The organism is Trichococcus ilyis (assembly GCF_900109135.1).
GTDB classification, from domain to species: domain Bacteria; phylum Bacillota; class Bacilli; order Lactobacillales; family Aerococcaceae; genus Trichococcus; species Trichococcus ilyis.
On the sequence record NZ_FNYT01000018.1, the window covers coordinates 26465 to 52126 of the forward strand.

Sequence of the window (25662 nt, forward strand, 5' to 3'; positions counted from 1 at the left end):
ATGTCCCTTTTATCGCTCCGGTCAGCCGGCAGCCCGGCTTCCCTAAAACGGTTTCATTCTTTCGGAAATCAATCATAGCTGAAACAGGTAGCGCTTTCCCTATTTGCTATTTTAGGTGATTAGCCGAAAAAAAAGGGGCGATTTGTGCCTTGATTATGGGCGGATTATGCCCTGTTTTCGTCCCGGTAACGTTTCGGCGTCATCCCGTATTTGTTTTTGAAGGCTGCCGAAAAGGATTTTTGGTTGGGAAATCCGCAGGCATCCACGATATAACGGATGTTTTTTTCCGTGAACATCAGCAGCTTCACGGCTTTGTTGAGCCGCTGTTCGACAATGTGGCTATGGATGGTGTTGCCGGTTTCCTTTTTGAACAATCTGCACAGATGCGTATAGGAGAGATGGAAAGCCGCGGCCAGCTTGTCGAGCGCGAGATCCTTTTCCAGATTGTCGTCGATGTATTCGGTTATGGCGGCAATCAGCGGCAACGAATCATTTCCGCTGTTCCGCTCTGTTTTCGGGACGGAAAAATGCGCATCCAGAAGATGGAGGATCTGATAGAGGAGTCCTTTCAGCAAGAGCCTCCCCTTATCCGCGCCGTCGCTTTCCATCACAAAAAAGTACCGGTCCAGCAAGCCGCGCAGTTCGGCCAACTTCTCTTTTTGCAGGTCCGTGAAGGCGAAACGGTTCGTCAAACGGAAGCTTTTGTTGTCGTAGTCGGATATCTCGGCTTTGATGAAGGCATAAGGGAAAATGAGCGACAAGGCTTTCGTTTTATTGTGCTCGTCCCAGATGGAATGGACCGCATTCGAATTGATGACGAGGATGTCACCGGCATTCGTTTCGTGTTCGGTGCCGTCGATCGTGAACTTACTGATCTTTCCGGTCATCGTGTAGCTGATCTCCAACGATTTGTGCCAATGGGCCAGGACGCCGGAATCCTCCCTTTCGTTGTGGAAAATATAGAAAACCGGGAGTTCCGGATCCGGTTCGATGATTTCATGACGGTAGCGCAACTGCCGCACCTCCTGTTCTTTCTTGTTGCATTTACGTTCCATTATACTATAGTTCGTTCTTCAAGAACGACGAATGTATGCGCAGCTCCGGTGAAGGATCCACTCACAGGAGAACAGCCCCCGAAATCAGACTTAACCCCGATGAACCCGTGCTCATCGGGGTTTACAGGTGAACATGCGGGCCGAACTCCGGCGAAGCCTCCGCTGGCCGGAGGAGAAAAAGGATAACGACAAAAACAGGACTGCCTCGAAGGAGACAGCCCCGGATTTCTATTCTTATCTACCGCGAATCATCACGCTCTATCAAACGCGTTCTGAATCCCAGAAATCTGTGCCTAAGCTGATTACCACACGCGGACAAAAAGCGTCCGCTTTGTGGTAGTCCTCTTAGTGCTCGCTTTCTGCCCGGGATCCATCACGCTCTATTTTATTCCGAGATTTTTGCGATTTTCCCTTGGGTCACATAGACCATCAGGACGGAAATGTCGGCTGGGTTGACGCCGCTGATACGGCTCGCTTGGGCGATCGTTTCCGGTTGGATCTTCTTCAGGTTCTGCTTGGCTTCGTTCGCGATTCCGTTGATGGCATCGTAATCGATGTTCGCAGGGATGCGTTTTTCTTCCATCTTCTTCAATTTGTCCACTTTTTCGACGGCTTTCTTGATGTAGCCGGCGTATTTGATCTGCACTTCCACTTGCTTGATGACCTCTTTCGGCAAGGCTGCTTCAAGTGGCGCAAAAGCGATCAGACCTTCATACTTCAATTCCGGACGCTTCAGCAGATCGGCGAACAGAATGCCGTCCTTCAGCGGAGCAGAATTTTGTTCCGCAAGGAAAGCCTGCAGTTCTTCGGTCGGTTTCAGGCGGGTGTTTTCGAGGCGCACGATTTCGTTTTCGACGGCCTGTTTTTTCTCCAGGAATGAGGCATAGCGTTCTTCCGTCACCAAACCGATTTCGCGGCTCATTTCGGTCAAGCGGAAGTCGGCATTGTCGTGTCGAAGCAACAGACGGTACTCGGCGCGGGAAGTCAGCAAGCGGTAAGGCTCCATCGTTCCTTTGGTGACCAGATCGTCGATCATGACGCCGATATAGCCGTCGCTGCGTTTCAGGATGAAAGGTTCTTTGCCTTGCACCGCCAACGCCGCATTGATGCCGGCGATGATGCCTTGTCCGGCGGCTTCTTCATAACCGGATGTGCCGTTCGTCTGGCCGGCAGTGAACAGATTCTTCACCAATTTCGTCTCCAAGGAAAGGCGCAGCTGGTGCGGTTTCACGACATCGTATTCGATGGCATAGCCTGTCCGCATCATTTGGGCATTTTCCATCCCCGGTACGGAACGGATCAGATCAAGCTGAACATCCTCCGGCAACGAGGTGGACAAGCCCTGCACATAGACTTCTTCGTTTTCTCGGCCTTCAGGCTCAAGGAAAAGCTGATGGCGCGGCTTGTCGCTGAAACGGACGATTTTGTCTTCGATCGATGGGCAATAGCGCGCCCCTACGCCTTCCACGATGCCCGTGAACATCGGCGCACGGTGGAGATTGTCGCGGATTATCTCATGGCTTTCCGGACTCGTATAGGTCAGCCAGCAGGACAGTTGCTCTTTCAGATAGTCCTCATCTTTGGAAAGGAAGCTGAAATGGTTCGGCTCGACGTCACCGGGCTGTTCTTCGGTTTTTGAATAATCGATGGTCGAAGCCATCACCCGCGGCGGCGTGCCGGTCTTGAAGCGCGCCAATTCAAACCCGAGATCAAGCAGATTTTCGGATAATTTGATGGACGGCTGCGAGTTGTTCGGGCCGGAGGAATAGACCAGATCCCCGATGATGATTTTCCCTCGCGAAGAGGTTCCGGCTGTGATGACGACGGCTCCTGCGCGGTAAACGGCGCCTGTGTGCGTCACGACGCCCTTGACTTCGCCGTCTTCGACGATTAGTTCCTCGACGATGGCTTGCTTCAGCAAGAGGTTCTCCTGTTTTTCGATGGTGTGCTTCATATGATGGGCATAGTCATCCTTATCCGCTTGCGCGCGCAATGCTTGGACGGCAGGGCCTTTCCCTGTGTTCAGCATGCGCATTTGGATATACGTTTTGTCGATGTTGCGTCCCATTTCACCGCCCAATGCATCGATTTCCCTTACGACGACGCCTTTTGCGGGTCCGCCGATCGACGGGTTGCAGGGCATGAAGGCGACCATGTTCAAATCGATCGTGACCAGCATCGTGCTGCATCCCATCCGTGCAGCGGCAAGCGCCGCTTCGGACCCGGCATGTCCGGCCCCCACAACAATCACATCAAAACTTCCAGCTTCAAATCTGTTCATCTTTCCATTCCTTTCAGTGTGCTATCTTTTTGTGTTAATCATTTTAGTTGAACTCTGAATTGCAGAGGGTTCCGCCTAAGTTGACAACCACACACGGACAAAAAACGTCCGCTTTGTGTTTGTCCCCTTAGTGCTCACCCTCTACCCGCAATTCATCGTATCCTGTTATTTTCCTAGGCAGAATTGTGTAAATAGTTGGGTCAGGAGTTCGTCCTGGACGCTGTCGCCGGTGATTTCTCCGAGGAGGTCCCAGCAGCGGGTGAAGTCGATCTGGACAAGGTCGATCGGCATTCCGGATTCGATCCCGTTCAGCACTTCATCCAGCGAATCCATCGCGTCGTTCAGGAGCGCGATGTGGCGGACATTGGATACATAGGTTGCATCCTTCTCGCCGGTTTCCCCGGAGAAGAACATCTTCGTGATCTGTTTCTCCAGTTGATCCAAACCGCTTTCGCTCAGCATCGATGTTTCGATGATTCTTTCCGAATCGCTCCAAGGTTCCAGATCGGCTGCCGTCATGTTCGCATCCAAATCCATTTTGTTCATCAGGATGATGCGGTTCATGTCCTTCGTGTCCTCCAGCAGCTGCTTGTCCTCTTCCGTCAGGCCTTCGTTCTGGTTGATCAACAGCAGGATCAGATCGGCTTCAGCCAAAGCTTTTCGGCTGCGTTCAACCCCGATCTTTTCGACGACGTCATCGGTTTCGCGGATGCCGGCAGTGTCGATCAGCTTCAAGGGAACGCCTCTGACGTTCACGTATTCCTCGATCGTATCACGGGTCGTGCCGGCGATGTCCGTCACGATGGCTTTCTCTTCACGCAGCAGACGGTTGAGCAGACTCGATTTCCCGACGTTCGGACGGCCGATAATGGCTGTCTGAAGCCCTTCGCGCAGGATCTTGCCTTGCTTGGCGGTGTCCAGCAGATGCTGGATGTGGCCGCGCACTTCAATCGTGCGGTCCTTCAGCAGCTGCGTCGTCACTTCCTCGACGTCATCGTACTCCGGGTAGTCGATGTTCACTTCCACCTCCGCCAACGTGTTCAGGATGATCTGGCGGATATCGCGGATCATGCCGGACAATTTGCCGTCCAGCTGATGCAGCGCCACATTCATCGCCCAGTCGGTTTTGGCGCGGATCAAGTCCATGACCGCTTCGGCCTGCGACAGATCGATCCGGCCGTTCAAGAAGGCGCGCTTCGTGAATTCCCCGGGCTCGGCCATGCGGGCGCCGTTCTGGAGGATCGTCTGCAGAATCCGGTTGACGCTCACGACACCGCCGTGGCAGTTGATCTCCACGACATCTTCGCGGGTGAACGTCTTCGGTCCGTGCATGACGGAGACCATGACTTCGTCGATCATGTCGCCTGTGCGCGGATCATAGAGGTGCCCATAATTGATGGTATGGGTGGCGACATCAGCCAGATGCTTCGTCCCGGCCCGGTATAATCTGTCGGCTATCTGGATGGCCTGATCCCCGCTCAAACGCACAATCCCGATGGCCCCTTCTCCCGGCGGCGTCGAAATGGCGGCAATGGTGTCAAATTCATTTGTAATCATTCTTTGTCGTCCTTTCCTGGTTGTTTCAGCGTACAAAAAAAGTGCCCACTCCTCCCCTTTTTCAAGCAGGAGGAAAAGCACTTTGACTGCATTTCACTTTGGATATTCTTTTCAGCTTACTATAAATAGATTTCTAGCCGATTATACAAGCAATACGGGCGCAATGCAAGCCTTTGGCGGACGTTTTTTATTTCGTCATCAGATAGGCCGCACGCAACAACCCACCGGCCACCAACAGGATGATGACATTGCAGATCAGCCGAGCTGCAGGGCGATTTTACCTGTCTGTTCGGCGTTCTCCAGCCGCAGGAAGGCTTCCTTGAAATCTTCGGCGGGATAAACGGCATCCACCACCGGATGGAGACCCTGTTCCTCGACAAACCGAAGCATGGCTTCGTATTCTGCGAAGCTGCCCATCGTCGAGCCCTTCAGCGTATACTGGCCATAGAAAAATCTGCGCAAGTCAAAGGTGACCAGATCGCCGGTCGAGGAGCCGAACGTGACGATCGTTCCGCCTCTGCGGACCGCATCCAGCGATTTGTCGAAAGTGGCCGCACCGACCGACTCGATCACCACATCGACTTTACCGCCGATGCCTTCCGGCCAATCCTCATCGTGCAGCAAGCCCTGATCGGCTCCGTGCTGCAGCGCCTTATCCAATTTGGCCTGCGAGCGGGAAGATACGTACACCGTCGCTCCGGCGGCTTTGGCGAATTGCAGCAGATAGGTGGCCACTCCACCGCCGATGCCGGGTATCAGCACTTTCATGCCTGCCGACACGCCGCCTTTGGTGAACAAAGCCCGGTAAGCGGTCAAAGCGGATAAGGACAGCACGCCAGCCTCTTCCCAGGACAAGTGGGTCGGTTTAGGGACGGCATTCTCTTCAGAAACGACGATTTCCTCCGCCATAGCGCCCCGATCCGAACTCCCGAGGATCGTGAAGGTCTCCGGAGCCGTGTCGCTGTTTTCGCGCCAGCCGCTTCCGGGATAAATCATCACCTCATCGCCGATCCGGAAACGCGTCACTTCTGATCCGACAGCCGTCACGATGCCGGCAGCATCCGAGCCGATGACCACCGGATGCTTCTCATGCGCCTGGCTCAAGGCAAAAAGATCGCGATGGTTCAGCCCGGCCGCTTTGACTTTGATTTTTATTTCGGAAGGACCTGTCGGCTGCTCCGCACGGTCTTCCCATTTCAAACCTTCCAACCCGACTTTTCCGCTGTGAATCAATGTTTTCACCATATCGCTCACTCCTCAAATGGAATCAATCTGTTGTATCCAGTATAACTTTTCCCGGCAGAAATACAAAGAGGGAGACCGCAGCCTCCCCCAACTTGCTATTTTTCTGTGAAACGGATCGCTTTCGCTCCGATATCGGAACGGTAGAATGTATGTGCGATCGGATTTGCATTCAGGTAACGGTAAGCTTTGTCCTGCGCGGCCTGCAGCGTTTCGTCCTGGGCAGCAATCAGCAGGATGCGTCCGCCGTTGGACAACAAGCCTTGTTCGCCGGACTTCACGCCTGCAGCATAAACGATGCATTCGGCATTGTCGGTATCCAGATCAGGCAGCGGGATGTCTTTCAGCGGTGCTTCCGGATAACCTTCAGCGGCAACGACAACCCCCAAGGTGTAACGATCGGTATACATTTCGATGACCGGATCTTTTCCGTTCAGGATGTCATCGATGACTTGCGCCAAGTCGGAAGCCATCTGGTTCATGATGACCTGTGTTTCCGGATCGCCGAAACGGGCATTGAATTCAATGACGCGCAACCCTTTGGCGGTGATCATCAAGCCGGCATAGACAACTCCCTTGAACGGGACGCCTTCAGCGACCATCGCTTCCACAGTCGGTTTAATGACTGTATCCAGCGTTTCTTGGATCAAAGCCTGGGAAACTTGCGGTACAGGCGAATAAGCGCCCATGCCGCCCGTATTCGGGCCTTTATCGCCATCATAGGCGCGTTTGTGGTCTTGCGCGACGCCTGAATAGTAGTACTTCGCACCGTTCGCCAGCGCGAACAACGAGAATTCTTCCCCTTCAAGGTACTCTTCGATGACGACTTTTGGCTTGCCTGCTGCATATTTCCCTTGCAGCAGCATATCGTTCAGCGCATCCAGAGCCTCAGTCATCGTCATCGCAACAACGACGCCTTTGCCGGCTGCCAGGCCGTCCGCCTTAATGACGATCGGAACACCATTGGCTTCCACATAAGCAACAGCTGCCTCATAGTCTTCGAAAGTCTCATAGGCTGCAGTCGGGATGCCGTATTTTTTCATCAAGTCTTTTGCGAATTGTTTGGAGCATTCCAGGTCGGCCGCTTTTTTGCTAGGTCCGAAGATTTTCAGGCCAGCCGCTTCAAATGCATCCGTTACCCCTTCAAACAAGGGGATTTCCGGTCCGACGAAGGTCCAGGCGATGCCGTTGTCTTTGACGAATTGGATCAAACCTTGGTGGTCATTTTCCGCGATGTCGACCAGCGTGATGCCGTCCTGGGCCATCCCTGGGTTGCCTTTGGCGCAGTAGACAGTCTCCACCAACGGGCTTTGCGTTAATTTTTTAGCGATGGCATGCTCGCGTCCGCCACTGCCGATTACTAGAAGTTTCATCTGTTAGATCCTCCAACCTTTTATATGAAGCTTGATAATGGTGAACTGGTGCTGTTTAAATCGAGCTCTGAATCCCAGAAATCTCCGCCTAAGCTGTCAACCGCACGCGGACAAAAAGCGTCCGCTTTGCGTTTGACTTCTTAGTGCTCGATTTCTACCGTGGGATTCATCGCATCTTAATGTCTGAAGTGTCTTACGCTTGTTTTCAGCATGGTGATGCCGTATTTGTTTGCCATTTCGATCGAATCTTGATCCTTGATGCTGCCGCCTGGCTGAACGATGGCTTTGATGCCGTGTTTGGCTGCGTATTCGACGCTGTCGTTCATCGGGAAGAAAGCGTCACTCGCCAATACAGCGCCTTCGATGGCATTGGCTGCTTCTGCTTGCTCGATGGCGATTTTGACGGATCCGACGCGGTTCATTTGGCCTGCGCCGATGCCGACTGTTTGTTTGCTGTTCGCCAATACGATGGCATTGCTCTTCACGTGTTTGACGACTTTCCAGGCGAAATCCATTGCTTTCATTTCGTCTTCTGTCGGTTGGCGTTCGGTCATGACTTCCCAGTTGGCCGGTACGTCATCGGTGTTGATGTCTTGTGTCTGTTCCAGCATGCCGCCCAATACGGAAACAAACTCTTTTCCGCCGGCTTTTGCTGCAGCGAAGTCCAGGGTCATGATGCGGATGTTCTTTTTCTTGGTCAGGATCGCCAAAGCCTCTTCCGTATAGCTTGGCGCCAACACGATTTCAAGGAACATGCTGTTCAGTTTTTCGGCAGTCGCCACATCCAAAGGACGGTTTGCAACTACGATGCCGCCGAAGATGGAGACAGGGTCAGCCGCATAGCAACGATCGAAGGCTGCATCGATATCCTCTGCGATACCCACGCCGCACGGATTCATGTGCTTGACGGCAACCACAGCGGGCTCGTCGAATTCGCGGGCGATGCGGATGGCTGCATCAGCATCCTTGATGTTGTTGTAGGACAATTCCTTTCCGTGCAATTGGACCGCGCTTGCGATCGAGAACGGCACTGCCAACGGTTCTTGGTAGAAAGTCGCCGTTTGGTGGCCGTTTTCTCCGTAGCGCAGGCTTTGTTTCAGATCATAGGTCAATGTCAATTTTTCAGGTTCAGTTTCGCCGACCACATTGGTCAAATATTGCGCGATCAAAGCATCATAGCTGGCTGTATGGCGGAACACTTTGGCAGCCAAGGCTTGGCGCGTTTCGAAAGTCGTTTCGCCGGCTGCTTCCAATTCGGCAAGGACTTTTGCGTAGTCGATCGGGTCGGTCAGGACCGTCACGCTTGCATAGTTCTTGGCAGCGCTGCGGAGCATGCTCGGTCCGCCGATGTCGATGTTTTCGATGGCATCAGCCAAAGTCACATCGTTTTTGCTGATCGTTTCTTTGAATGGGTACAGGTTGACGACAACGAAATCGATCGGTGCGATATTGTGCTCTTTCATGGCTTGCATATGGTCCGCAAGATCGCGTCTGCCCAAAAGTCCGCCGTGGATCAGTGGGTGCAAGGTTTTCACGCGGCCGTCCATCATTTCCGGAAAGCCGGTTACATCCTCAACGGAAATAGTCGGTACGCCTGCATCTTCCAAAGCCTTCTTCGTTCCGCCAGTGGAGATGATTTCGATTCCTTTTGCTGCTAATGCCTGCGCAAATGCTACAACGCCTGTTTTATCTGAAACACTGATCAATGCTCTTGTCACTGTGTGTCACTCCTTAAATTTATGATGGATTTTGCTCTGTCGCTTCTGTATACCGTATACTGCGGTTTTAACAAAAGGAAGGACTTCCGCAAATGCGGAGTCCTCATCCATTTTGTTAACATATAGGAATTTATAAAGTTTTTTAACACAAAAGCGCATCACCGTAGGTGTTCCACACATTTGCAAAATGTTTCATGCACCTAATAATGATGGCTAGCTTCACGGGTTAGCCCTTCGGAAATTAGATAAATCGTACCTATTGCGCTCTACGATGCTCAGTCGGCACGATTTCCTAAATTTCTTTCAGGGCTGAACGAACCCGTTCAGCTTTTCTTAGCCTTTATTCTTTTGAGCCAATTGCTGGATCACCTGCGGGAAAATCCGGTGCTCCACTTGATGGATACGGGTTTCCAAAGTCTCCAGTGTATCTTCCGGAAGGATGGCCACTTTTTCCTGAGCGATGATCGGGCCGGTATCCACGCCTTCATCAACGAAATGGACCGTGACGCCGGTTTCCGGAACGCCTGCTTCGAAGGCGTCCTGGATGCCGTGGCGTCCCGGGAAAGCCGGCAACAGGGATGGATGGATGTTGACGATGCGGTCGGCATAGGCCGTCAGCAAGGTCGGTCCGACGATCCGCATATAGCCTGCCAAGACGACCAGGTCGACCTTTTCCTCGGCCAGATGCTTCAGGATTTCATTTTCATAGGCGATCCGATTCTCGAAGCCTTTCGGCGTGAAGCTGATCACCGGAATGTCGAATTGCTTGGCGCGCTCGATTGCATAGGCTTTCGGCTTGTCGCAGAACAGGAAAGCGATCGTCGCATCCACTTTGCCTGCTGCGACGGCCTCGGCGATGGCTTGAAAATTCGAGCCGTTTCCGGAAGCAAAGACAGCTATCCTCATGCTTGAGCCTCTTTCAGGATGACCTCTTTTTCCGATGTTTTGGCAGCCACGGATCCGATCACATAGCCTTTTTCGCCGTTCTCGGTCAAAACACCCAAGGCTTCCGTCAAGTTTTCGGGAGCTACAGCCAACACCATGCCGATGCCCATGTTGAAGATTTCGTACATTTCAAGAGCCGGAATGTTGCCGATTTTTTCCATCACTTGGAAGATCGGCAGGACAGGCCAGCTGCCCAAATTGATTTCCGCCTGGACGTTATCGGGAAGCATGCGCGGCACGTTTTCGACGAAGCCGCCGCCGGTGATGTGGGCAACGCCGTGCAGCAGTTGTTTTTTGACCAACGGCAAGAGGGCATTCACGTAGATTTTTGTAGGCGTCAACAGCACATCGCCCAATTCCTGGTCTTCGATGCCTTCTACTTTGTCGGTCAATTTGTAGTCATTATCTTTGAAGAAGATTTTGCGCACCAAGGAGTAGCCGTTCGAATGGATACCGGTCGAAGGCAAGCCCACCAACACGTCGCCTTCTTTGATCAAAGCAGGCGACAACAAAGCATCCTTCTCTGCGATTCCTACCGTAAAGCCGGCCAAATCGAAGTCTTCCGGGTCATACATATCCGGCATCTCGGCTGTTTCTCCGCCGATCAGGGCAGCACCGGCCTGGACGCAGCCTTCAGCTACGCCGGCAACGATCTGCTCCAATTTTTCCGGACGGTTTTTTCCGACAGCTACGTAATCAAGGAAGTAAAGCGGCTCTGCGCCTTGTGCAACGACATCGTTGACGCACATCGCAACGCAATCGATTCCGATCGTATCGAATTTTTCGGCTTCGATGGCCAGCATCAGCTTCGTGCCGACACCGTCCGTACCCGATACAAGCACAGGTTTTTTATAGTTCAATTCAGAAAGGTCAAAGTTTCCGCCGAATCCGCCGACTTCGCCAAAAACGCCTGGACGTTTCGTGCGGTCGATATGTTTCTTGATGCGGCTTACTGTTTCATAGCCGGCTGTGACATCCACACCCGCTTTAGCATATGCGTTTTCCATCAAACTTGTCCTCCCTTGAGATTCTCTTTTTGGATAGCTGTCATATTGTTCACATAATCCGCTTCATAGTCATACAGCCCAGTCGGGTAGTCCCCGTTGAAGCTGTCCATGCACAAGCCGGAATACGGCATATCGAATTTCAAGCCGATCGAATCGATCAAGCCTTCTTGGCTCAGGAAAGCCAAGCTGTCGGCGCCGATATAGGCGCAGATTTCGTCGACGGTCATTTTGGCGGCGATCAGTTCAGCCGACTTGCTGATGTCGATGCCGTAGAAACTCGGGTAAATCAAAGGCGGGGAAGAGATGCGGACATGCACTTCTTTCGCTCCCGCTTCTTTCAATAAAGTCACGATGCGCTTGCTGGTCGTCCCGCGCACGATGGAATCATCCACCATGACGACGCTCTTGCCTTGGACAACCCCTTTTACGGCCGACAGCTTCATTTTGACGCCCAATTCGCGCAGTTCCTGCGTCGGTTGGATGAATGTGCGTCCGACGTATTGGTTCTTGATCAGACCCATTTCGTAAGGGGTTCCGCTCTCTTCCGCGAAGCCGCTCGCTGCGGACAGGGAAGAATTGGGGACGCCGATGACGATGTCGGCTGTCACTGCCGGTGCCTCGATGGCCAGACGCGCACCCATCCGTTTGCGCGCTGTATGCACATTCACACCGGCGATATTGGAATCCGGACGCGCGAAGTAGATGTATTCCATCGCAGCGATGGAGATGGTTGTATCATCCGTATATTTTTCGATCGTCAAGCCGTTGTCGTCGATGATCGCCAGTTCGCCGGCGTTGACATTGCGGACAAAATCAGCCCCGATCGTGTCGATGGCGCAGGTTTCGCTGGCCATCACATAGGCGCCATTCGGCAATTGGCCGATGACAAGCGGACGGAATGAATTCGGATCGACGGCACCGAACATTTTCTCTTCGGTCAAAAGGATGTAAGTGAAGCCGCCTTTCACCTGATTCAAACCCTCTTTGATCTTCTCGATCAAGCTGTCTTTCTGGCTGCGTCTGATCAAGTGCATCAGCACTTCCGTATCCGAAGTCGAGTGGAAAATGGCTCCATCTTCCTCAAGGTTGCGGCGCAACGTTTTGGCATTCACCAGGTTGCCGTTGTGGCAGATGGCGATGTCCATATCATAAAAATGGTACAGGAAAGGCTGCACATTTTCGATGCTGTTCTGTCCGGACGTGGAATAACGCACATGTCCGATGGCACGGTTACCGGTCAATCTTTTCAGATCAGCGCTGTCCTTGAAGACTTCGCTGATCAATCCCAGATTGCGGTGAACCAATAGTTTTCCTTCATCACATGAAACTATCCCTGCACCTTCTTGTCCGCGGTGCTGCAAGCTGTGCAAACCGAAGTACGTCAACTGGCTGGCATTGTCGTCTCCCCAAATGCCGAATACGCCACATTCTTCGTTTAAGCTTTTTGTTTCAGCAAGCATGGAATAGCCTCCTCCCATTTCGTTTGTACTGCTTTGACATCCAAAGTGATGGTTTCATTCTCGGCAGCGATTTTTGCGACAGCGTCAGCAGTCACCGTTCCGATTTGCGTTGCGCTTGAACCGAAGATTGCTTCCACAGCGGCAACATTTTCAGGTTTCACAGTCAGGATGAAGCGTGATTGCGTTTCGCTGAACAGCAAGGTTTTGTCCATGTCAACCGCCACGTCGAAGCCCAAGCCTGTGTCAAAGACGCTCTCCATCAAGCCGACAGCCAAGCCGCCTTCCGAAAGGTCATGCGCGCTTGCGATCAGGCCGGCTTTGATTGCTTTCAGGACGTTTTCTTGGTTGGCTTTTTCGACAGCCAAGTCAAAGTCCATCAGTTTGCCTTCGATTTTGCCCAATTCCATTTTTTGCAGTTCGGAACCATTGAAGTCCGCTTTGGTTTCGCCGATCAGGAAGATGCGGTCGCCTGCAGCTTTGAAAGCTTGCGTTGTGATGTGCGCAATGTCTTCGATCAGACCGACCATACCGATCATCGGAGTCGGATAAACCGCTTCGCCGTCGGTTTCGTTGTACAGGGACACGTTCCCTGAGATGACAGGCGTATCCAATTGGCGGCAAGCTTCAGAGATGCCGTCCGCGGAAGTGCTCAATTCCCAGAAAATTTCCGGTTTGTCAGGATTTCCGTAGTTCAGGCAGTCTGTGATCGCCAATGGTTTGCCGCCGCTGGCCACGATGTTGCGGGCAGCTTCAGAAACAGCGATCTGTCCGCCGATTTCCGGATTCAGGTACAGGTAACGGCCGTTGCAGTCCGTCGTCATCGCGATCGCTTTTTTGGTGCCGCGGACGCGCACGACTGCGGCATCGCTGCCCGGTCCTACGACCGTGCTGGTGCGGACCATGGAATCGTATGTGTCATAGACGCTCTTCTTCGAAGCCAATGTCGGTTGTTGCAGTAAAGCCACCAATGTGTCCTGCGCCGATGTGAAGACCGGTTTGTAGTCTTCCATGGCTGCGAAGGCAGCGATGCGGGCAGGTTCTGCAGTCGGTTTGTAGTAGACCGGTGCATCTTCAGCCAAAGCATCAACCGGCAATTCAGCCACGACTTTGCCGTGGTGGGACAGACGGTACATGCCGTCATCAGTAACTTCGCCGATCACGACTGCATCCAATTCATATTTTTTGAACAGGTCGATGATGCGTTGCTCTTCGCCTTTCTTGATGCACAACAGCATGCGCTCTTGTGATTCGGAAAGCATCATTTCGTAAGGTGTCATTTCGGTTTCGCGCTGCGGAACATCATCCAGGTTCAACAGCAAGCCGCTGCCTGCTTTTGAAGCCATTTCCGAGCTGGAGGAAACCAATCCGGCAGCACCCATATCCTGGATACCGATCAAAGCGTCGGAATAGTCATAAATGCATTCCAAACAAGCTTCCATCAATAGTTTCTCCATGAACGGATCGCCTACTTGAACTGCTGAACGTTGGGATTCTTCTTCTTCCTTGAATTCCTCGGAAGCGAAAGTCGCGCCATGGATACCATCGCGGCCTGTTTTTGCACCCACGTACATGATCGAGTTGCCGACTCCGGCAGCTTGACCTTTTTGCATATCTTTTTGATCGATCAAACCGACGCACATTGCGTTGACCAACGGATTGCCTCGGTAGCAAGGATCAAAGACCGTTTCGCCGCCGACAGTCGGGATGCCGATACAGTTGCCGTAACCGCTGATGCCGGCAACGACTTCTTCAAAAATGTATTTCGTGCGCTCATTGTCCAATTCGCCGAAACGCAAAGAGTCCAGGATCGCGATCGGACGTGCGCCCATGCTGAAGATGTCGCGGATGATCCCGCCGACACCAGTAGCCGCGCCTTCATAAGGCTCGACAGCGGATGGGTGGTTATGGCTTTCCGCTTTGAAAACGACAGCCTGGCCGTCGCCGATGTCCACGATACCGGCGCCTTCACCAGGTCCCTGCAACACTTGCGGGCCGGTGGTAGGGAATTTTCTCAGGACCGGTTTTGAGTTTTTATAAGAACAGTGTTCGCTCCACATAACGGCAAACAGGCCAGCTTCAGTATAATTCGGCAAACGATGCAAAATTTTATCGCAGATTGTGCCATACTCTTCGTCTGTCAGACCCCATTCACGATAAATTTTGGACTCTTTTACTTGTTCTGGCGTTGGTTCTAAAAATGCCATTATTTGTTCAGCTCCTTCTTATAATTTTCAACCATGGATTGGAACAGGCGCAGGCCGTCAGCCGACCCCAACAAAGCTTCGACCGCACGCTCCGGGTGAGGCATCATGCCAAGGACATTGCCTTTTTTGTTGATGATGCCGGCGATGTCTTCGATACTGCCGTTCGGATTGCCGTTGGCATAAGTGAATACGATTTGATTGTTGGCTTTCAGATCCGCCAAAGTTTCTGCGTCGCAGAAATAGTTGCCTTCGCCATGCGCGATCGGAATGCTGATGATTTCGCCTTCCTCATAAAGGGAAGTGAATTGCGTATCGGCATTCACAACTTTCAGATCCTGCGGTTTGCAGATGAATTTCAAGGAATCGTTGCGGCGCAAAGCACCCGGCAACAAGCCGGCTTCAGCCAAAATCTGGAATCCGTTGCAAGTGCCGAAGACAGGCTTGCCTTCTTCAGCGAAACGGACCACTTCACTCATGATGTTCGCAAAGCGGGCAATCGCACCGGTACGCAAGTAATCCCCGTAAGTGAATCCGCCGGGCAACAGGACAGCATCGAAACCTTCAAGGCTTGTTTCATAATGTTGCACATACTCTGCATCTTCTCCAAGAATATCTTTGATGGCTGCATACATATCTAAATCACAGTTAGATCCAGGAAAAACGATGACAGCGAATTTCATTAAGCTTCAACCTCCTGGATTTCGTAACGGTAAGTTTCCATGACCACGTTCGCCAACAACTTGTCGCAGACTTCTTCGATGACTTGTTCAACATTCTCTTCATCTTTGGAGACTTGGATCTCGAAATATTTTCCGATGCGGATATCTTCGATCGTTGTGTAGCCCATACGGTGGACAGCGCCCTTCACGGCTTCCCCTTGCGGATCCAATACTGAGTCTTTATACGTTACATATACGGTTACTTTATACATCTGAAAATTCCTCGCTTCTGTTTTTTTATTTTTTATACTTTCATTGATTGCATTCCGGATGGCTTACATTTTGTTCAGACGGTCCAATACTTCCACGTAAACCGGGATCAGATCGCCCAAGTCGCGGCGGTAGATGTCTTTGTCCAAGTGTTCATTCGTTTCGATGTCCCAGAGACGGCACGTATCCGGCGAAATCTCATCAGCAAGGATGATTTCCCCTTCGGCGGTCTTGCCGAATTCGATCTTGAAGTCGATCAGACGGATGCCGATGGACTTGAACAGCTCCACCAAGGCTGCGTTGATTTCCAGCGCGTGTTTTTTGATTTCGGCGACTTCCGCTTCGGTTGCCGCTCCCAGCACCTGCACATGGGCATCGTTGATGAAAGGATCGTTGAGCGCATCGTCTTTATAGTAGAACTCCAAAACAGGGAACGGCAAGTCGATGCCTTCCTCCATGCCGAAACGTTTCGCGAAGCTTCCTGCGGATACATTGCGGACAACCACTTCCAAAGGGAACATATTGACTCTTTTCACTAATTGTTCGGTTTCTGATAATTCTTGGATATAATGGCTGGCGATTCCCTTTTCAGCCAGATACTCGAAGATGCGGCCGGTGATCTGGTTATTGAGTCTGCCTTTGCCCTCAATCGTATCCTTCTTGACGCCGTTCAATGCGGTAGCTTGATTTAGGTATTCTGCCCAAAGGACATTCTCCTGATCTGTGGCATACATCTTTTTAGCTTTCCCGGTATAAAGCAATTCTTTTCTTTCCATCGTTCCCGTCCCTTTCTAAATCCGAACATTAATTTATATAAACGCCTAATTCATTCGTTTATATTGTATCATCTGCCACCCGCTTGTCAATGGAATTTTCATGAAAATTGAAATAAATTCCGCTTTTTTCTTCAATGGTTTCAGGGTATCCACGCTACGCAAAAAGGCCGGAACCGTAGTCCCAGCCTTTCCATTATTCGCCTAACCCAAGTCTTTCGAATACTTCGTCGACGTGGCTCAAGTGATAGTTATAGTTGAAGGCATCATCGATGTCTTCTTTCGTTAATTTTGCCATGATGGCTTCGTCCGCTTCCACCAATGGACGGAAATCAGTCTGGTTGTCCCACGAAAGGGCAGTCTTCGGCTGTACCAAGTCATAAGCTTCTTCACGGCTCATGCCTTTGTCGATCAGTTTAAGAAGAACGCGTTGGCTGTAGATCAAGCCGAATGTCGCATTCATGTTGCGCAGCATATTCTCAGGGAACACAGTCAAGTTCTTGATGATGTTCGCAAAACGGTTCAATTGGTAGTTCAACAGAGTCGTTGCGTCCGGAAGGATGATCCGTTCCGCTGAAGAGTGGGAAATGTCGCGTTCATGCCACAAGCCCACATTTTCGTAAGCGGTGACCATGTAGCCGCGGATGACGCGCGCAAGGCCGACCATATTTTCGGAACCGATCGGATTGCGTTTGTGCGGCATAGCGGAAGAGCCTTTTTGGCCTTTCGCGAAGAATTCTTCCACTTCGCGGGTTTCCGATTTCTGCAGTCCGCGGATTTCGGTAGCGAAGCGTTCGATGCTTGTCGCAATCAGGGCGATTGTTGCCATGTATTCGGCATGCAGATCGCGCGGCAGCACTTGCGTCGAGATTTCTTGCGGTCTTGTGCCCAATTTTCCGCAGACATACTCCTCCACGAATGGCGGGATGTTTGCGAAAGTCCCTACCGCCCCGCTGATTTTTCCGGCTTCAACGCCTTTTGCGGCATGCTCAAAACGTTCGATGTTGCGTTTCATTTCCGAATACATCGTAGCCAGCTTCAAGCCGAATGTAGTGGGTTCCGCATGAACACCATGTGTGCGGCCCATGCAGACAGTCTTTTTGTGTTCTTTGGCTTTGTTGCCGATGATTTCCAGCATGTTCTGCAAGTCTTTACGCAGGATGTCATTGGCTTGTTTCAGTTGGTAACCGTAGGCCGTATCGACCACATCGGTACTCGTAAGGCCATAGTGGACCCATTTTCTTTCTTCTCCCAAAGATTCGGAAACGGCGCGTGTGAACGCCACTACGTCATGTCTCGTCTCTTTTTCGATTTCCAGGATGCGGTCGATGTCGAATGTTGCATTCGCGCGGATTTTAGCCACGTCTTCTGCAGGGATTTCGCCTAAGGCAGCCCAAGCTTCATCGGCCAGGATTTCGACCTCCAGCCAGCATTTGTAACGATTGTATTCGGACCAAACTTCAGCCATCTCAGGGCGTGTATAACGTGTAATCATTTTAAATTGTTCCTCCGTTCCAGATTCGGGTGTTGTCTATTTCTTTTAAGGTTGCTTCTTGATCATCCGTCAAAATGGTGATGTGTCCCATTTTTCTGTCTGTGCGCGATTCCGCTTTGCCGTAGTAGTGGAAAGACCAATCGGCCTTTTCTTCCCGCAGCGCGATGGTGCCGTCCATATGCTGGCCGAGGATGTTGACCATAATGGCAGGCGACAATTGCCGCGCTGTCGGCATCGGCAAGCCGGCGACCGCTTGGATATGGGCATCGAATTGGGAAACGTTCATTGCTTCGATCGTGTAATGGCCCGAATTGTGCGGGCGCGGCGCCAACTCGTTGATGAAGATCGTGTCATCCGCAGCCAGGAACATTTCGATGCCCAGCGTGCCCACCAACTGCAGCGCATCGGCGATCTGATGGGCCGCTCTGTTTGCTTTTTCGGCTACCGCAGGCGTGACGCGGGCCGGCACGATCGACTCATGCAGAATGTTATTGACATGGATATTCTCGGAGACCGGAAAAACCGTCGCTTCGCCTCTTTGGTTGCGCACGATCATGACCGAGAGCTCTTTCGTGAATGGAACCCAAGCTTCCAGAACGCAGATGCTGTCGGCAGCCAGTTTCATGGCTTCTTCCTTGTCCGCTTCCGATTTCAGGACAGCTTGTCCCTTACCATCATACCCGAAACGGGTCGTTTTTAAAACACTCGGATAGCCGATTTTACTGAGGGCTGCGTCCAATCGTTCCGCATTTTCGACGACCGCGAATTGCGCGATCGGTACCCCGGCGGACTGCAGGAATTCTTTCTCTTTGATGCGGTCCTGGGTGATCGTCAAAATCTCGCTGCCTTGCGGAATGCTCGACAGTGTTTCCACTTCCTGCAAGGCTGCCGCATCGATGTTCTCAAATTCGAAAGTCACGACATCGGATTTTTCCGCCAGTTCACGCAATGCCACAGCATCAGCGTAAGCTGCCTGGATGTGCCAATCCGCTACCTGTGCAGCCGGGCAGTTTTCGCCCGGATCCAAAATTCCGACGGTGAATCCCATCCGCTTGGCGGACTGCGCCATCATGCGCCCGAGTTGCCCCCCGCCGATGATGCCGATGACGTCATTTGGTTTCAGTATTTTATACAAGGTCTTCACTGCTTTCCAATACTTTTTGTTTTAAATCTTCCCGTCTCTCTTCCAATCGATTGGCCAAATCCTTGTCTTCGATCGAAAGGATCTGCACTGCCAGCAAGCCGGCATTGATGGCCCCAGCTTTGCCGATGGCTACAGTCGCGACCGGGACTCCACCGGGCATCTGGACGATGGACAGCAAAGAATCCATCCCGTTTAATGCGCGCGATTGCACCGGGACTCCGATGACCGGAAGCGTCGTTTTGGCGGCGATCATGCCGGGAAGATGCGCTGCCCCGCCTGCGCCGGCAATGATGACTTTCGTGCCCGCTGCCCGCGCCTGTTCCGCAAAAGCGAACATCAGATCCGGTGTCCGATGAGCCGATACGACCTTCTTTTCATAAGCTATGCCGAATTCATCCAGTATCAAGCAAGCTTCTTTCATAGTTTCCCAATCAGAAGTACTACCCATGACGACAGAAACAACCGTATTCATCCATATTTCCCCCATTATCAATTTTTCATTTTTAATATAGCACATCACCCCAGAATATTCCAAACATTTTTAGTTCTTTCACTTCCTTTCGTTCGGAAATACTCAATTTTACCTTTAAATAGAAAGGCAAACGCCCGAATTTCTGCCTAAAAAAATCGCACTTTTTTTATTCAAAAATCAACTGTTTTTCACCGTAAATGACAATAATATGATAAAATAACGGTATGTAAACCCTGCCAAAATCAAAAACAACTGATTCTCTTTGTATTTCCGGCTTTATCCTATAGAATAGACTGGAATAATATTATTAAATATGCTTTTTTCAACTTATTTATTTTATTTCCAACAACCCCATCCATCCACAGGAGGAACGATGATCATGAATAAATTCTTTGATATCTACATGGATTTGAGAAAAAAAATTGAACATGCAGAATTCGAGGCCGGATCTCTGTTGCCTAGCGAAAAGAACCTTTCGGACCACTATAAGGTTTCTCGGGAAACCATCAGGAAGGCTTTGGCTCTGTTGCTCGAGGGTGGCTATATCCAGAAGAAACAAGGCAAAGGTTCGATCGTGTTGGACATCAGAAAGTTCAATTTTCCTGTTTCCGGGCTGACCAGCTTCAAAGAGCTTCAGGATTCCCAACAGATCCCAAATGAAACGATTGTCATCAAGAACAAGCTCGAACCCATTCCCGATTTCCTTGCCGAAGCGCTGAAAGTGGATCCCGGCCGTGAAGTGATTTCCCTGATCCGTTTGCGGAAGATCGCCGGGGAAGTCGTCATCATGGACAAGGACTACCTCTTCCATGACATCATCGAACAAATCCCTTCCGAAGCTGCCGAAAGTTCCATCTATGCGTATCTGGAAAATGATTTGGGCCTGAATATCGCTTATGCCAAAAAGGAATTCGTCGTGGAGCCGGCTACGCGGGAAGACCATAAGCTGATGAATCTGAAGAACGATACCCACGTGGTTGTCGTCAAGAGCGAAGTCTACCTGGAGGATACGCGGCTGTTCCAGTACACCGAGTCACGCCATCGTTTGGACCGCTTCCGCTTCGTCGAATTTGCCCGCCGAAAACATAGTTTGTAAGGAAAAAAGATGAAGCCAAGCCGGCTTCATCTTTTTTTGCTTGCGTAAGGATCGGTCATTCATTGACGTTCGTATAGTCTACGGTGAAATAAGCACCCTCGGCCATCAGAATATGTCCCGATTCGTATGGTTTGCCGGCTACGGTCAGGTAGACTTCCTGGACACCGTAATATTGCCCGATCGTATTGACGACCCCCTGCAGAATCAGCGATTCCGCCGATGTGCCGGCATTCATCTCGGAAATGAATTCCTGCGAGAAATCGACGTAGACGCGCCCGTCCTCACTCAAGGACAGACTGTTGATGCTGACATTCGGCCCGATCACTCTGCCTCCCGGCGCATCAGCAACATTCTTCAGCGCTTCGGCCAGAATATTGCGGGTGATGTCATTGGTCGCATAGGAAAGGTCCACACTGGTTGTGTCCAGCCCCATCAGCTCGCTGTCCGGGTAAAAGACGCGCAACTGTTGCGTCTCCGGAACATTCTCGTTGCGGGCTTCAAGGCTGGAAGAAACAGTCATCCCGTCCCCAAGATCCGTCACCCGCTTCACCAAGCCCATGCCCTTGACGTAGTAGTCCTTGGTTGTGGAAGTTTCATAGGTTGTCGTCACCTCAAGCGCTTCGAACGTCCCCATCGGCGTTTCGATCGTAGCCGTCAGATTGGTGATTTCGGAAGGGATCCCATTCGGATTCACCCAGCTGTTGCCGACTTCCAAAGGCTCCTTCAGGAGAATATCCAGCTGGTTTGCCGCATCACCGCTGGCTGTTTTTTCCAGCATGTTTTCCCGGAAATAGGTTTCCGGACGCGAGAACACTTCCTTCAATTCGCCGTCAGCCAGTTCCAACACCGTCACGATCTGTGTGCCTCCATTATTGGAAGTGATCTGCATCCGGTTGCCTTCGATGTATTGCGGATAGACGGTGAAGGAAGCGTATTCATTCCCTTTGCCCAGATATTTTGTGAATACGGATGTACTGAACGGATAATAAGCCTCGATCGCAGCTGCGTATGCAGGCTCCGACGAGGATGAGGAAGCTGAGCCGTTGTCTGTCGAACTGGATACGGAAGAGGACACACTGCTGACAGCTGAAGAATCAGCCGATGAATCGGTGTCCGATCCTCCGAAGAGGCTGCAAGAAGCTAATAAGGGCACCAACACCGCTACCATCAGGTTCGAAACTTTCTTTCTCATATTTTTTCCCACCTTCTGCCTTAGTTGCCTTCATTATATCACAGTCGCTTTCTAAGGCATTGCCCTAACTATCGCCGCGAGGCACGAATGCTGTGGCGCTATGGCGTTCCTTTCGAGTATAATGAAGCCAGCACAACAATCAAAAGAAACATTTCACAAATGTTCAAATAGAGGTGGAAAATTTATGAAAGAAATCAGTTTGAACGATACCGTCTACAATCTGGTGAAGCAGTACCCTGAAATCAGAGAAGTCATCATCAGTCTGGGCTTTGAACCTTTGCGCAGCGACAAAATGCTCAACACCGCCGGCCGGATCATGACCATCGGAAAAGCGCTCAAACGCAACGATGTGCCGGAAGCGACCTTCGCCGAAACGCTGGCAAAGAACGGATTCAGCGTCAAAGAACTGCCAGCATCCCCTGCTGTTCCGGCCGAAACAGAAGCAGCGGCGCCAGCCGTTGGCGGAAGTGCCCGTATGGGTTCAAAGGAATTCCAGGAGCGCCAGGACATCCTGCAGAGCCTCATCCTGCGTCTGCATGACGGGGAGGATTGGGATAAAGTGCAGGCCGACTTCAAGAAACATTTCACCGGCGTCAGCGCCTATGAGATTTCCGTCATGGAGCAAGGCTTGATGGGGAAAGGGATCGAGGCGGAGGATATCCAGCGCCTCTGCAACGTGCATGCCTCGCTCTTCGGCGGATCCATCGAAGCGGTCTACACCACTTCAGCAGAACAGCAGCATGCCGGGCATCCGATCCAGGTTTTGAAACTCGAGAATCTGGCCATCGAAAATACGCTGGAAAAAGTCAGCAAGTTGTTGGATGTCTATCTCGAGACAAAAGAGCCCGAACTCAAAAAAGGCATCCAGAACCAATTGGCGCTGCTCGGGGAATTCGACAAGCATTATGCCCGCAAAGAATACGCCATCTTCCCGATCATGGAGAGCAAAGGCATCACGGCCCCGCCGGAAGTCATGTGGGGCGTCGATGACGAAATCCGCAGCATGTTCAAGGCCTTCAAAGCCCTGCTGCAAAACGAAGAGTTTGAAACAATCCCGAAAGCCTTCTCTGACCTGAAATACGAAATGAAAGAAATGATCACGAAGGAAGAGGACATCCTCCTGCCGATGATCACCGATATCTTCAACGAGGACCATTGGCTCCAGATCGCCAAGGAGTCCGAAGAAATCGGCTATTGCATCGTCAAACCGGAAGCGAAATGGGTGCCGGAACGTTCCCTCCCAGAAAATGTTTCACGTGAAACAAAGGAATTCGAAAACGACTCTTACATCAATTTCCAAACCGGACACCTGACGCCGCACCAACTGGAGAAGATGCTGAACAACATCCCCTTGGAATTGACTTTCGTCGATGCCGACAACATCGTGCGCTACTACAACGACAACGGCGAAGAAAAATTCTTCAAGCGCACCAGCAGTGCGATCGGCCGTGACGTGCTGAACTGCCATCCGCCGAAAAGCCTTCCGATCGTCACCAAGCTGCTGGCGGACCTGAAATCGGGCGCGAAGGAGAGCGAATCGATGTGGTTCCGCGCCATGGGCAAATTCATCCTGGTCACCTACCGCGCCGTCAGGGACGACGACGGCAGCTATATGGGAACCTTGGAATATGTGCAGGACATCCAACCATTCATCGATCTCGATGGCGAAAAGCGCACCCTGTCCTAAAAGACTTTCCCGGAAATGGTTTCCGATTTCAAGCACAAAGAAGAACAAAAGCTGCCTCTTCGTCTGGAGGCAGCTTTTTTCGTCCTCAGGCAGCTTTCGGTATCTCCCTCCTCCGGCGAGCGCAGGCCCCGCCGGAGTTCAGCCACCGGCTTGCTTGCCAACTCCGATGAGTGCCGCTTCGTCGGAGTTCACGCCGACAGTTACCGTTGTACTCCGGTGAGCGTGCACTTCACCGGGACTGAGAGAAGGTTCAGCCGCTAGCCGCCTCACCGGCATAAGGCACAAAGAAGGGGCAGCTCATTTTATTTTGAGCTGCCCCTTCTTAGCGTTTATTTGCTCAGCCTGAAAGCGATGGTTTCGTACGGCTTCAGCGTGAAGGACGGCGCAAGCGGCCTTTCGCCGTAATTTCCGACGAGGACACGGGCATCCCCGGTTACAAATTCTTCCGGTATGTCGATCGTATAATCACCGGCATAGAAATGGTTCAGGACCAGCACCTTTTCCTCCTCGTTCTCGCGGATGTAGGCGAAGACTTCGGGATCGTCCAAAAGGATGCCCGTGTAGGAACCATCCGCAATGACCGGATGCTCCTTGCGGATGCGGATCAGTTCCTGGTAATAACGGAAAATTCTGCCTTCAGCGAGCTCCTTTTCGACGTTCACTTGCGGATAGTTGGCTGCCACCTGCAGCCAAGGCTCGCCGGTCGTGAAGCCGGCGTGCTTGCTGCCGTCCCACTGCATCGGCGTCCGGCTGTTATCGCGGGATTTCTGCTTGATGATGCGCATGGCTTCCGGATGCGTCAATCCGGCTAGCTTCAGATTCCGGTAGGCATTGTGCGATTCGATATCCCGGTAGATGCTGATGTCGTCATAATTCGGATTCGTCATGCCGATTTCCTCGCCCTGATAGATATAAGGAGTTCCCCGCAGCAGATGGACCGTCTGTGCCAGCATGGAGGCTGTTTCGAAAGGATAGCGTTCCGGATCGCCGAAGCGGCTGTTGGCCCGCGGCTGGTCATGGTTGTTCCAGAACAACGCATTCCAGCCGTTGCCATCCGACATCCCCGCCTGCCATTCGTTCAGGATCCGTTTCAGTTCGAGGAAATCGAACGGATGATCCGTCCATTTTTCCCCATCTTTGTAATCGACCTTGAGGTGATGGAAATTGAAGACCATCGATAATTCGTTCCGATCCGGGTTCGAATAAAGGATCCCATTTTCCAGCGTCATCGAAGACATTTCGCCGACCGTCACGATATCCTCCAATGTGCCGAACGTTGCTTGATTCATTTCCCGGATGTACTCATGGACGATCGGGCGGTCGGTGTAAAGGCTCTTTTCGTTGTCCCCTTCACTGTCGACCAACGCGACGTCCTTGCCGATAAGATTGAACACATCGAAACGGAAGCCTTTGATGCCCTTTCCCAACCAGAAGTTGACGACTTTCTGCAGTTCCTGGCGTACTTTCGGATTGCGCCAATTGAGATCGGCCTGCGTGATGTCGAACAGATGCAGGTAGTACTTGCCGGTGTCCCCGAACGGCGCCCAGGCCTCTCCGCCGAATTTCGATTGCCAATTGGTCGGCAGGCTGCCGTCCGCTTTCGGATCGCGGATAATGTAATAATTCTGGTATTCTCTATCCCCGGCCAAGGCTTTCCGGAACCACTCATGCGTAGTCGACGTATGGTTGAACACCATGTCGAACATAATTTCGATGCCATGCTGCTTCAGCTTCCCGATCAGTTCCTCCAGATCCGCCATCGTGCCGAAAACCGGATCGATGGCGTAATAATCCGTGATGTCATAGCCGTTGTCCATCTGCGGGGATACGAAAACCGGATTCATCCAGATCATATCGATGCCCAGTTCCGCCAAATAAGGCACTTTGCTGATGATCCCTTGGATATCGCCGATGCCGTCGCCGTCGGAATCCTTGAATGATTTTGGATACAGCTGATAGATCACTTTTTTTTGAAATTGCTTCATTGTAAGGCCTCCTGTACTATGACTGAAGGCAAAAAGCCTGATGAACA

General features: G+C 51.7%; 20 protein-coding genes. 2 read left to right on the forward strand and 18 right to left on the reverse strand.

Going from position 1 to position 25662, the window contains the following annotated elements; all coding sequences use genetic code 11:
* Nucleotides 1–164: 164 nt before the first annotated feature.
* The 16 genes from BMX58_RS09330 to purE form a co-directional block, all read right to left on the reverse strand.
* Entirely contained in the window at nucleotides 165–1013 is an 849-nt protein-coding gene (locus tag BMX58_RS09330) for an AraC family transcriptional regulator (RefSeq protein WP_068621113.1), read from the reverse strand.
* 427 nt (nucleotides 1014–1440) lie between these two features.
* Nucleotides 1441–3336, reverse strand: coding sequence for a tRNA uridine-5-carboxymethylaminomethyl(34) synthesis enzyme MnmG (gene mnmG, locus BMX58_RS09335; RefSeq protein WP_068621111.1), 1896 nt, complete (start codon nucleotides 3334–3336; stop codon nucleotides 1441–1443).
* Between the two features lie 165 nt (nucleotides 3337–3501).
* Nucleotides 3502–4893 (reverse strand): tRNA uridine-5-carboxymethylaminomethyl(34) synthesis GTPase MnmE, encoded by a 1392-nt coding sequence (mnmE, locus tag BMX58_RS09340; RefSeq protein ID WP_068621109.1) that lies wholly within the window; start codon nucleotides 4891–4893, stop codon nucleotides 3502–3504.
* A 255-nt stretch (nucleotides 4894–5148) separates the two neighbouring features.
* A complete protein-coding gene (locus BMX58_RS09345) occupies nucleotides 5149–6138 on the reverse strand; it encodes a zinc-binding dehydrogenase (protein ID WP_093088832.1) in 990 nt (329 codons plus the stop codon).
* A 95-nt stretch (nucleotides 6139–6233) separates the two neighbouring features.
* A complete protein-coding gene (purD, locus tag BMX58_RS09350) occupies nucleotides 6234–7508 on the reverse strand; it encodes a phosphoribosylamine--glycine ligase (RefSeq protein WP_068621107.1) in 1275 nt (424 codons plus the stop codon).
* Nucleotides 7509–7684: 176 nt separating this feature from the next.
* Nucleotides 7685–9226 carry a bifunctional phosphoribosylaminoimidazolecarboxamide formyltransferase/IMP cyclohydrolase gene (purH, locus tag BMX58_RS09355; RefSeq protein WP_068621105.1) on the reverse strand — a complete coding sequence of 514 codons (1542 nt, stop codon included), beginning with the start codon at nucleotides 9224–9226 and terminating at the stop codon, nucleotides 7685–7687.
* A gap of 333 nt (nucleotides 9227–9559) precedes the next feature.
* On the reverse strand, nucleotides 9560–10132 hold the full coding sequence (gene purN / locus BMX58_RS09360) for a phosphoribosylglycinamide formyltransferase (protein ID WP_068621103.1): 573 nt from the start codon (nucleotides 10130–10132) through the stop codon (nucleotides 9560–9562).
* Complete coding sequence (purM, locus tag BMX58_RS09365) at nucleotides 10129–11178, reverse strand: phosphoribosylformylglycinamidine cyclo-ligase (RefSeq protein WP_068621102.1); 1050 nt, start codon at nucleotides 11176–11178, stop codon at nucleotides 10129–10131. The genes purN and purM overlap by 4 nt, the downstream gene beginning before the upstream one ends.
* A complete protein-coding gene (gene purF / locus BMX58_RS09370; RefSeq protein WP_068621099.1) occupies nucleotides 11178–12638 on the reverse strand; it encodes an amidophosphoribosyltransferase in 1461 nt (486 codons plus the stop codon). The genes purM and purF overlap by 1 nt, the downstream gene beginning before the upstream one ends.
* Nucleotides 12614–14842 (reverse strand): phosphoribosylformylglycinamidine synthase subunit PurL, encoded by a 2229-nt coding sequence (gene purL, locus BMX58_RS09375; RefSeq protein WP_068621097.1) that lies wholly within the window; start codon nucleotides 14840–14842, stop codon nucleotides 12614–12616. Before purL ends, purF begins: the two co-directional genes overlap by 25 nt.
* Nucleotides 14842–15522, reverse strand: a complete 681-nt coding sequence (gene purQ, locus BMX58_RS09380; RefSeq protein ID WP_068621095.1) for a phosphoribosylformylglycinamidine synthase subunit PurQ — start codon at nucleotides 15520–15522, stop codon at nucleotides 14842–14844. Before purQ ends, purL begins: the two co-directional genes overlap by 1 nt.
* Nucleotides 15522–15773 carry a phosphoribosylformylglycinamidine synthase subunit PurS gene (gene purS, locus BMX58_RS09385; RefSeq protein ID WP_068621093.1) on the reverse strand — a complete coding sequence of 84 codons (252 nt, stop codon included), beginning with the start codon at nucleotides 15771–15773 and terminating at the stop codon, nucleotides 15522–15524. The genes purQ and purS overlap by 1 nt, the downstream gene beginning before the upstream one ends.
* A gap of 63 nt (nucleotides 15774–15836) precedes the next feature.
* Entirely contained in the window at nucleotides 15837–16547 is a 711-nt protein-coding gene (gene purC, locus BMX58_RS09390; protein ID WP_068621090.1) for a phosphoribosylaminoimidazolesuccinocarboxamide synthase, read from the reverse strand.
* A gap of 193 nt (nucleotides 16548–16740) precedes the next feature.
* Nucleotides 16741–18039, reverse strand: a complete 1299-nt coding sequence (gene purB / locus BMX58_RS09395) for an adenylosuccinate lyase (protein WP_068621088.1) — start codon at nucleotides 18037–18039, stop codon at nucleotides 16741–16743.
* Nucleotide 18040: 1 nt separating this feature from the next.
* On the reverse strand, nucleotides 18041–19183 hold the full coding sequence (gene purK, locus BMX58_RS09400) for a 5-(carboxyamino)imidazole ribonucleotide synthase (protein ID WP_093088835.1): 1143 nt from the start codon (nucleotides 19181–19183) through the stop codon (nucleotides 18041–18043).
* Nucleotides 19167–19655: a 5-(carboxyamino)imidazole ribonucleotide mutase gene (purE, locus tag BMX58_RS09405; RefSeq protein WP_068621082.1), complete on the reverse strand. Its 489-nt coding sequence runs from the start codon at nucleotides 19653–19655 to the stop codon at nucleotides 19167–19169. Before purE ends, purK begins: the two co-directional genes overlap by 17 nt.
* A 379-nt stretch (nucleotides 19656–20034) precedes the next feature.
* On the opposite strand from purE, the gene treR reads away from it, so the two are divergent.
* Nucleotides 20035–20751 carry a trehalose operon repressor gene (gene treR, locus BMX58_RS09410; RefSeq protein WP_068621279.1) on the forward strand — a complete coding sequence of 239 codons (717 nt, stop codon included), beginning with the start codon at nucleotides 20035–20037 and terminating at the stop codon, nucleotides 20749–20751.
* Nucleotides 20752–20806: 55 nt separating this feature from the next.
* Here the strand turns inward: treR and BMX58_RS09415 are convergent, their stop codons facing one another.
* A complete protein-coding gene (locus BMX58_RS09415) occupies nucleotides 20807–21943 on the reverse strand; it encodes a GerMN domain-containing protein (protein WP_068621080.1) in 1137 nt (378 codons plus the stop codon).
* Nucleotides 21944–22127: 184 nt separating this feature from the next.
* Here BMX58_RS09415 and BMX58_RS09420 point away from each other — a divergent pair, with 184 nt between their 5' ends.
* Entirely contained in the window at nucleotides 22128–23630 is a 1503-nt protein-coding gene (locus tag BMX58_RS09420; protein ID WP_162268596.1) for a DUF438 domain-containing protein, read from the forward strand.
* A gap of 329 nt (nucleotides 23631–23959) precedes the next feature.
* Here BMX58_RS09420 and treC read toward each other — a convergent pair whose 3' ends face one another.
* Entirely contained in the window at nucleotides 23960–25615 is a 1656-nt protein-coding gene (treC, locus tag BMX58_RS09425; RefSeq protein ID WP_068621078.1) for an alpha,alpha-phosphotrehalase, read from the reverse strand.
* Between the last annotated feature and the right edge of the window lie 47 nt (nucleotides 25616–25662).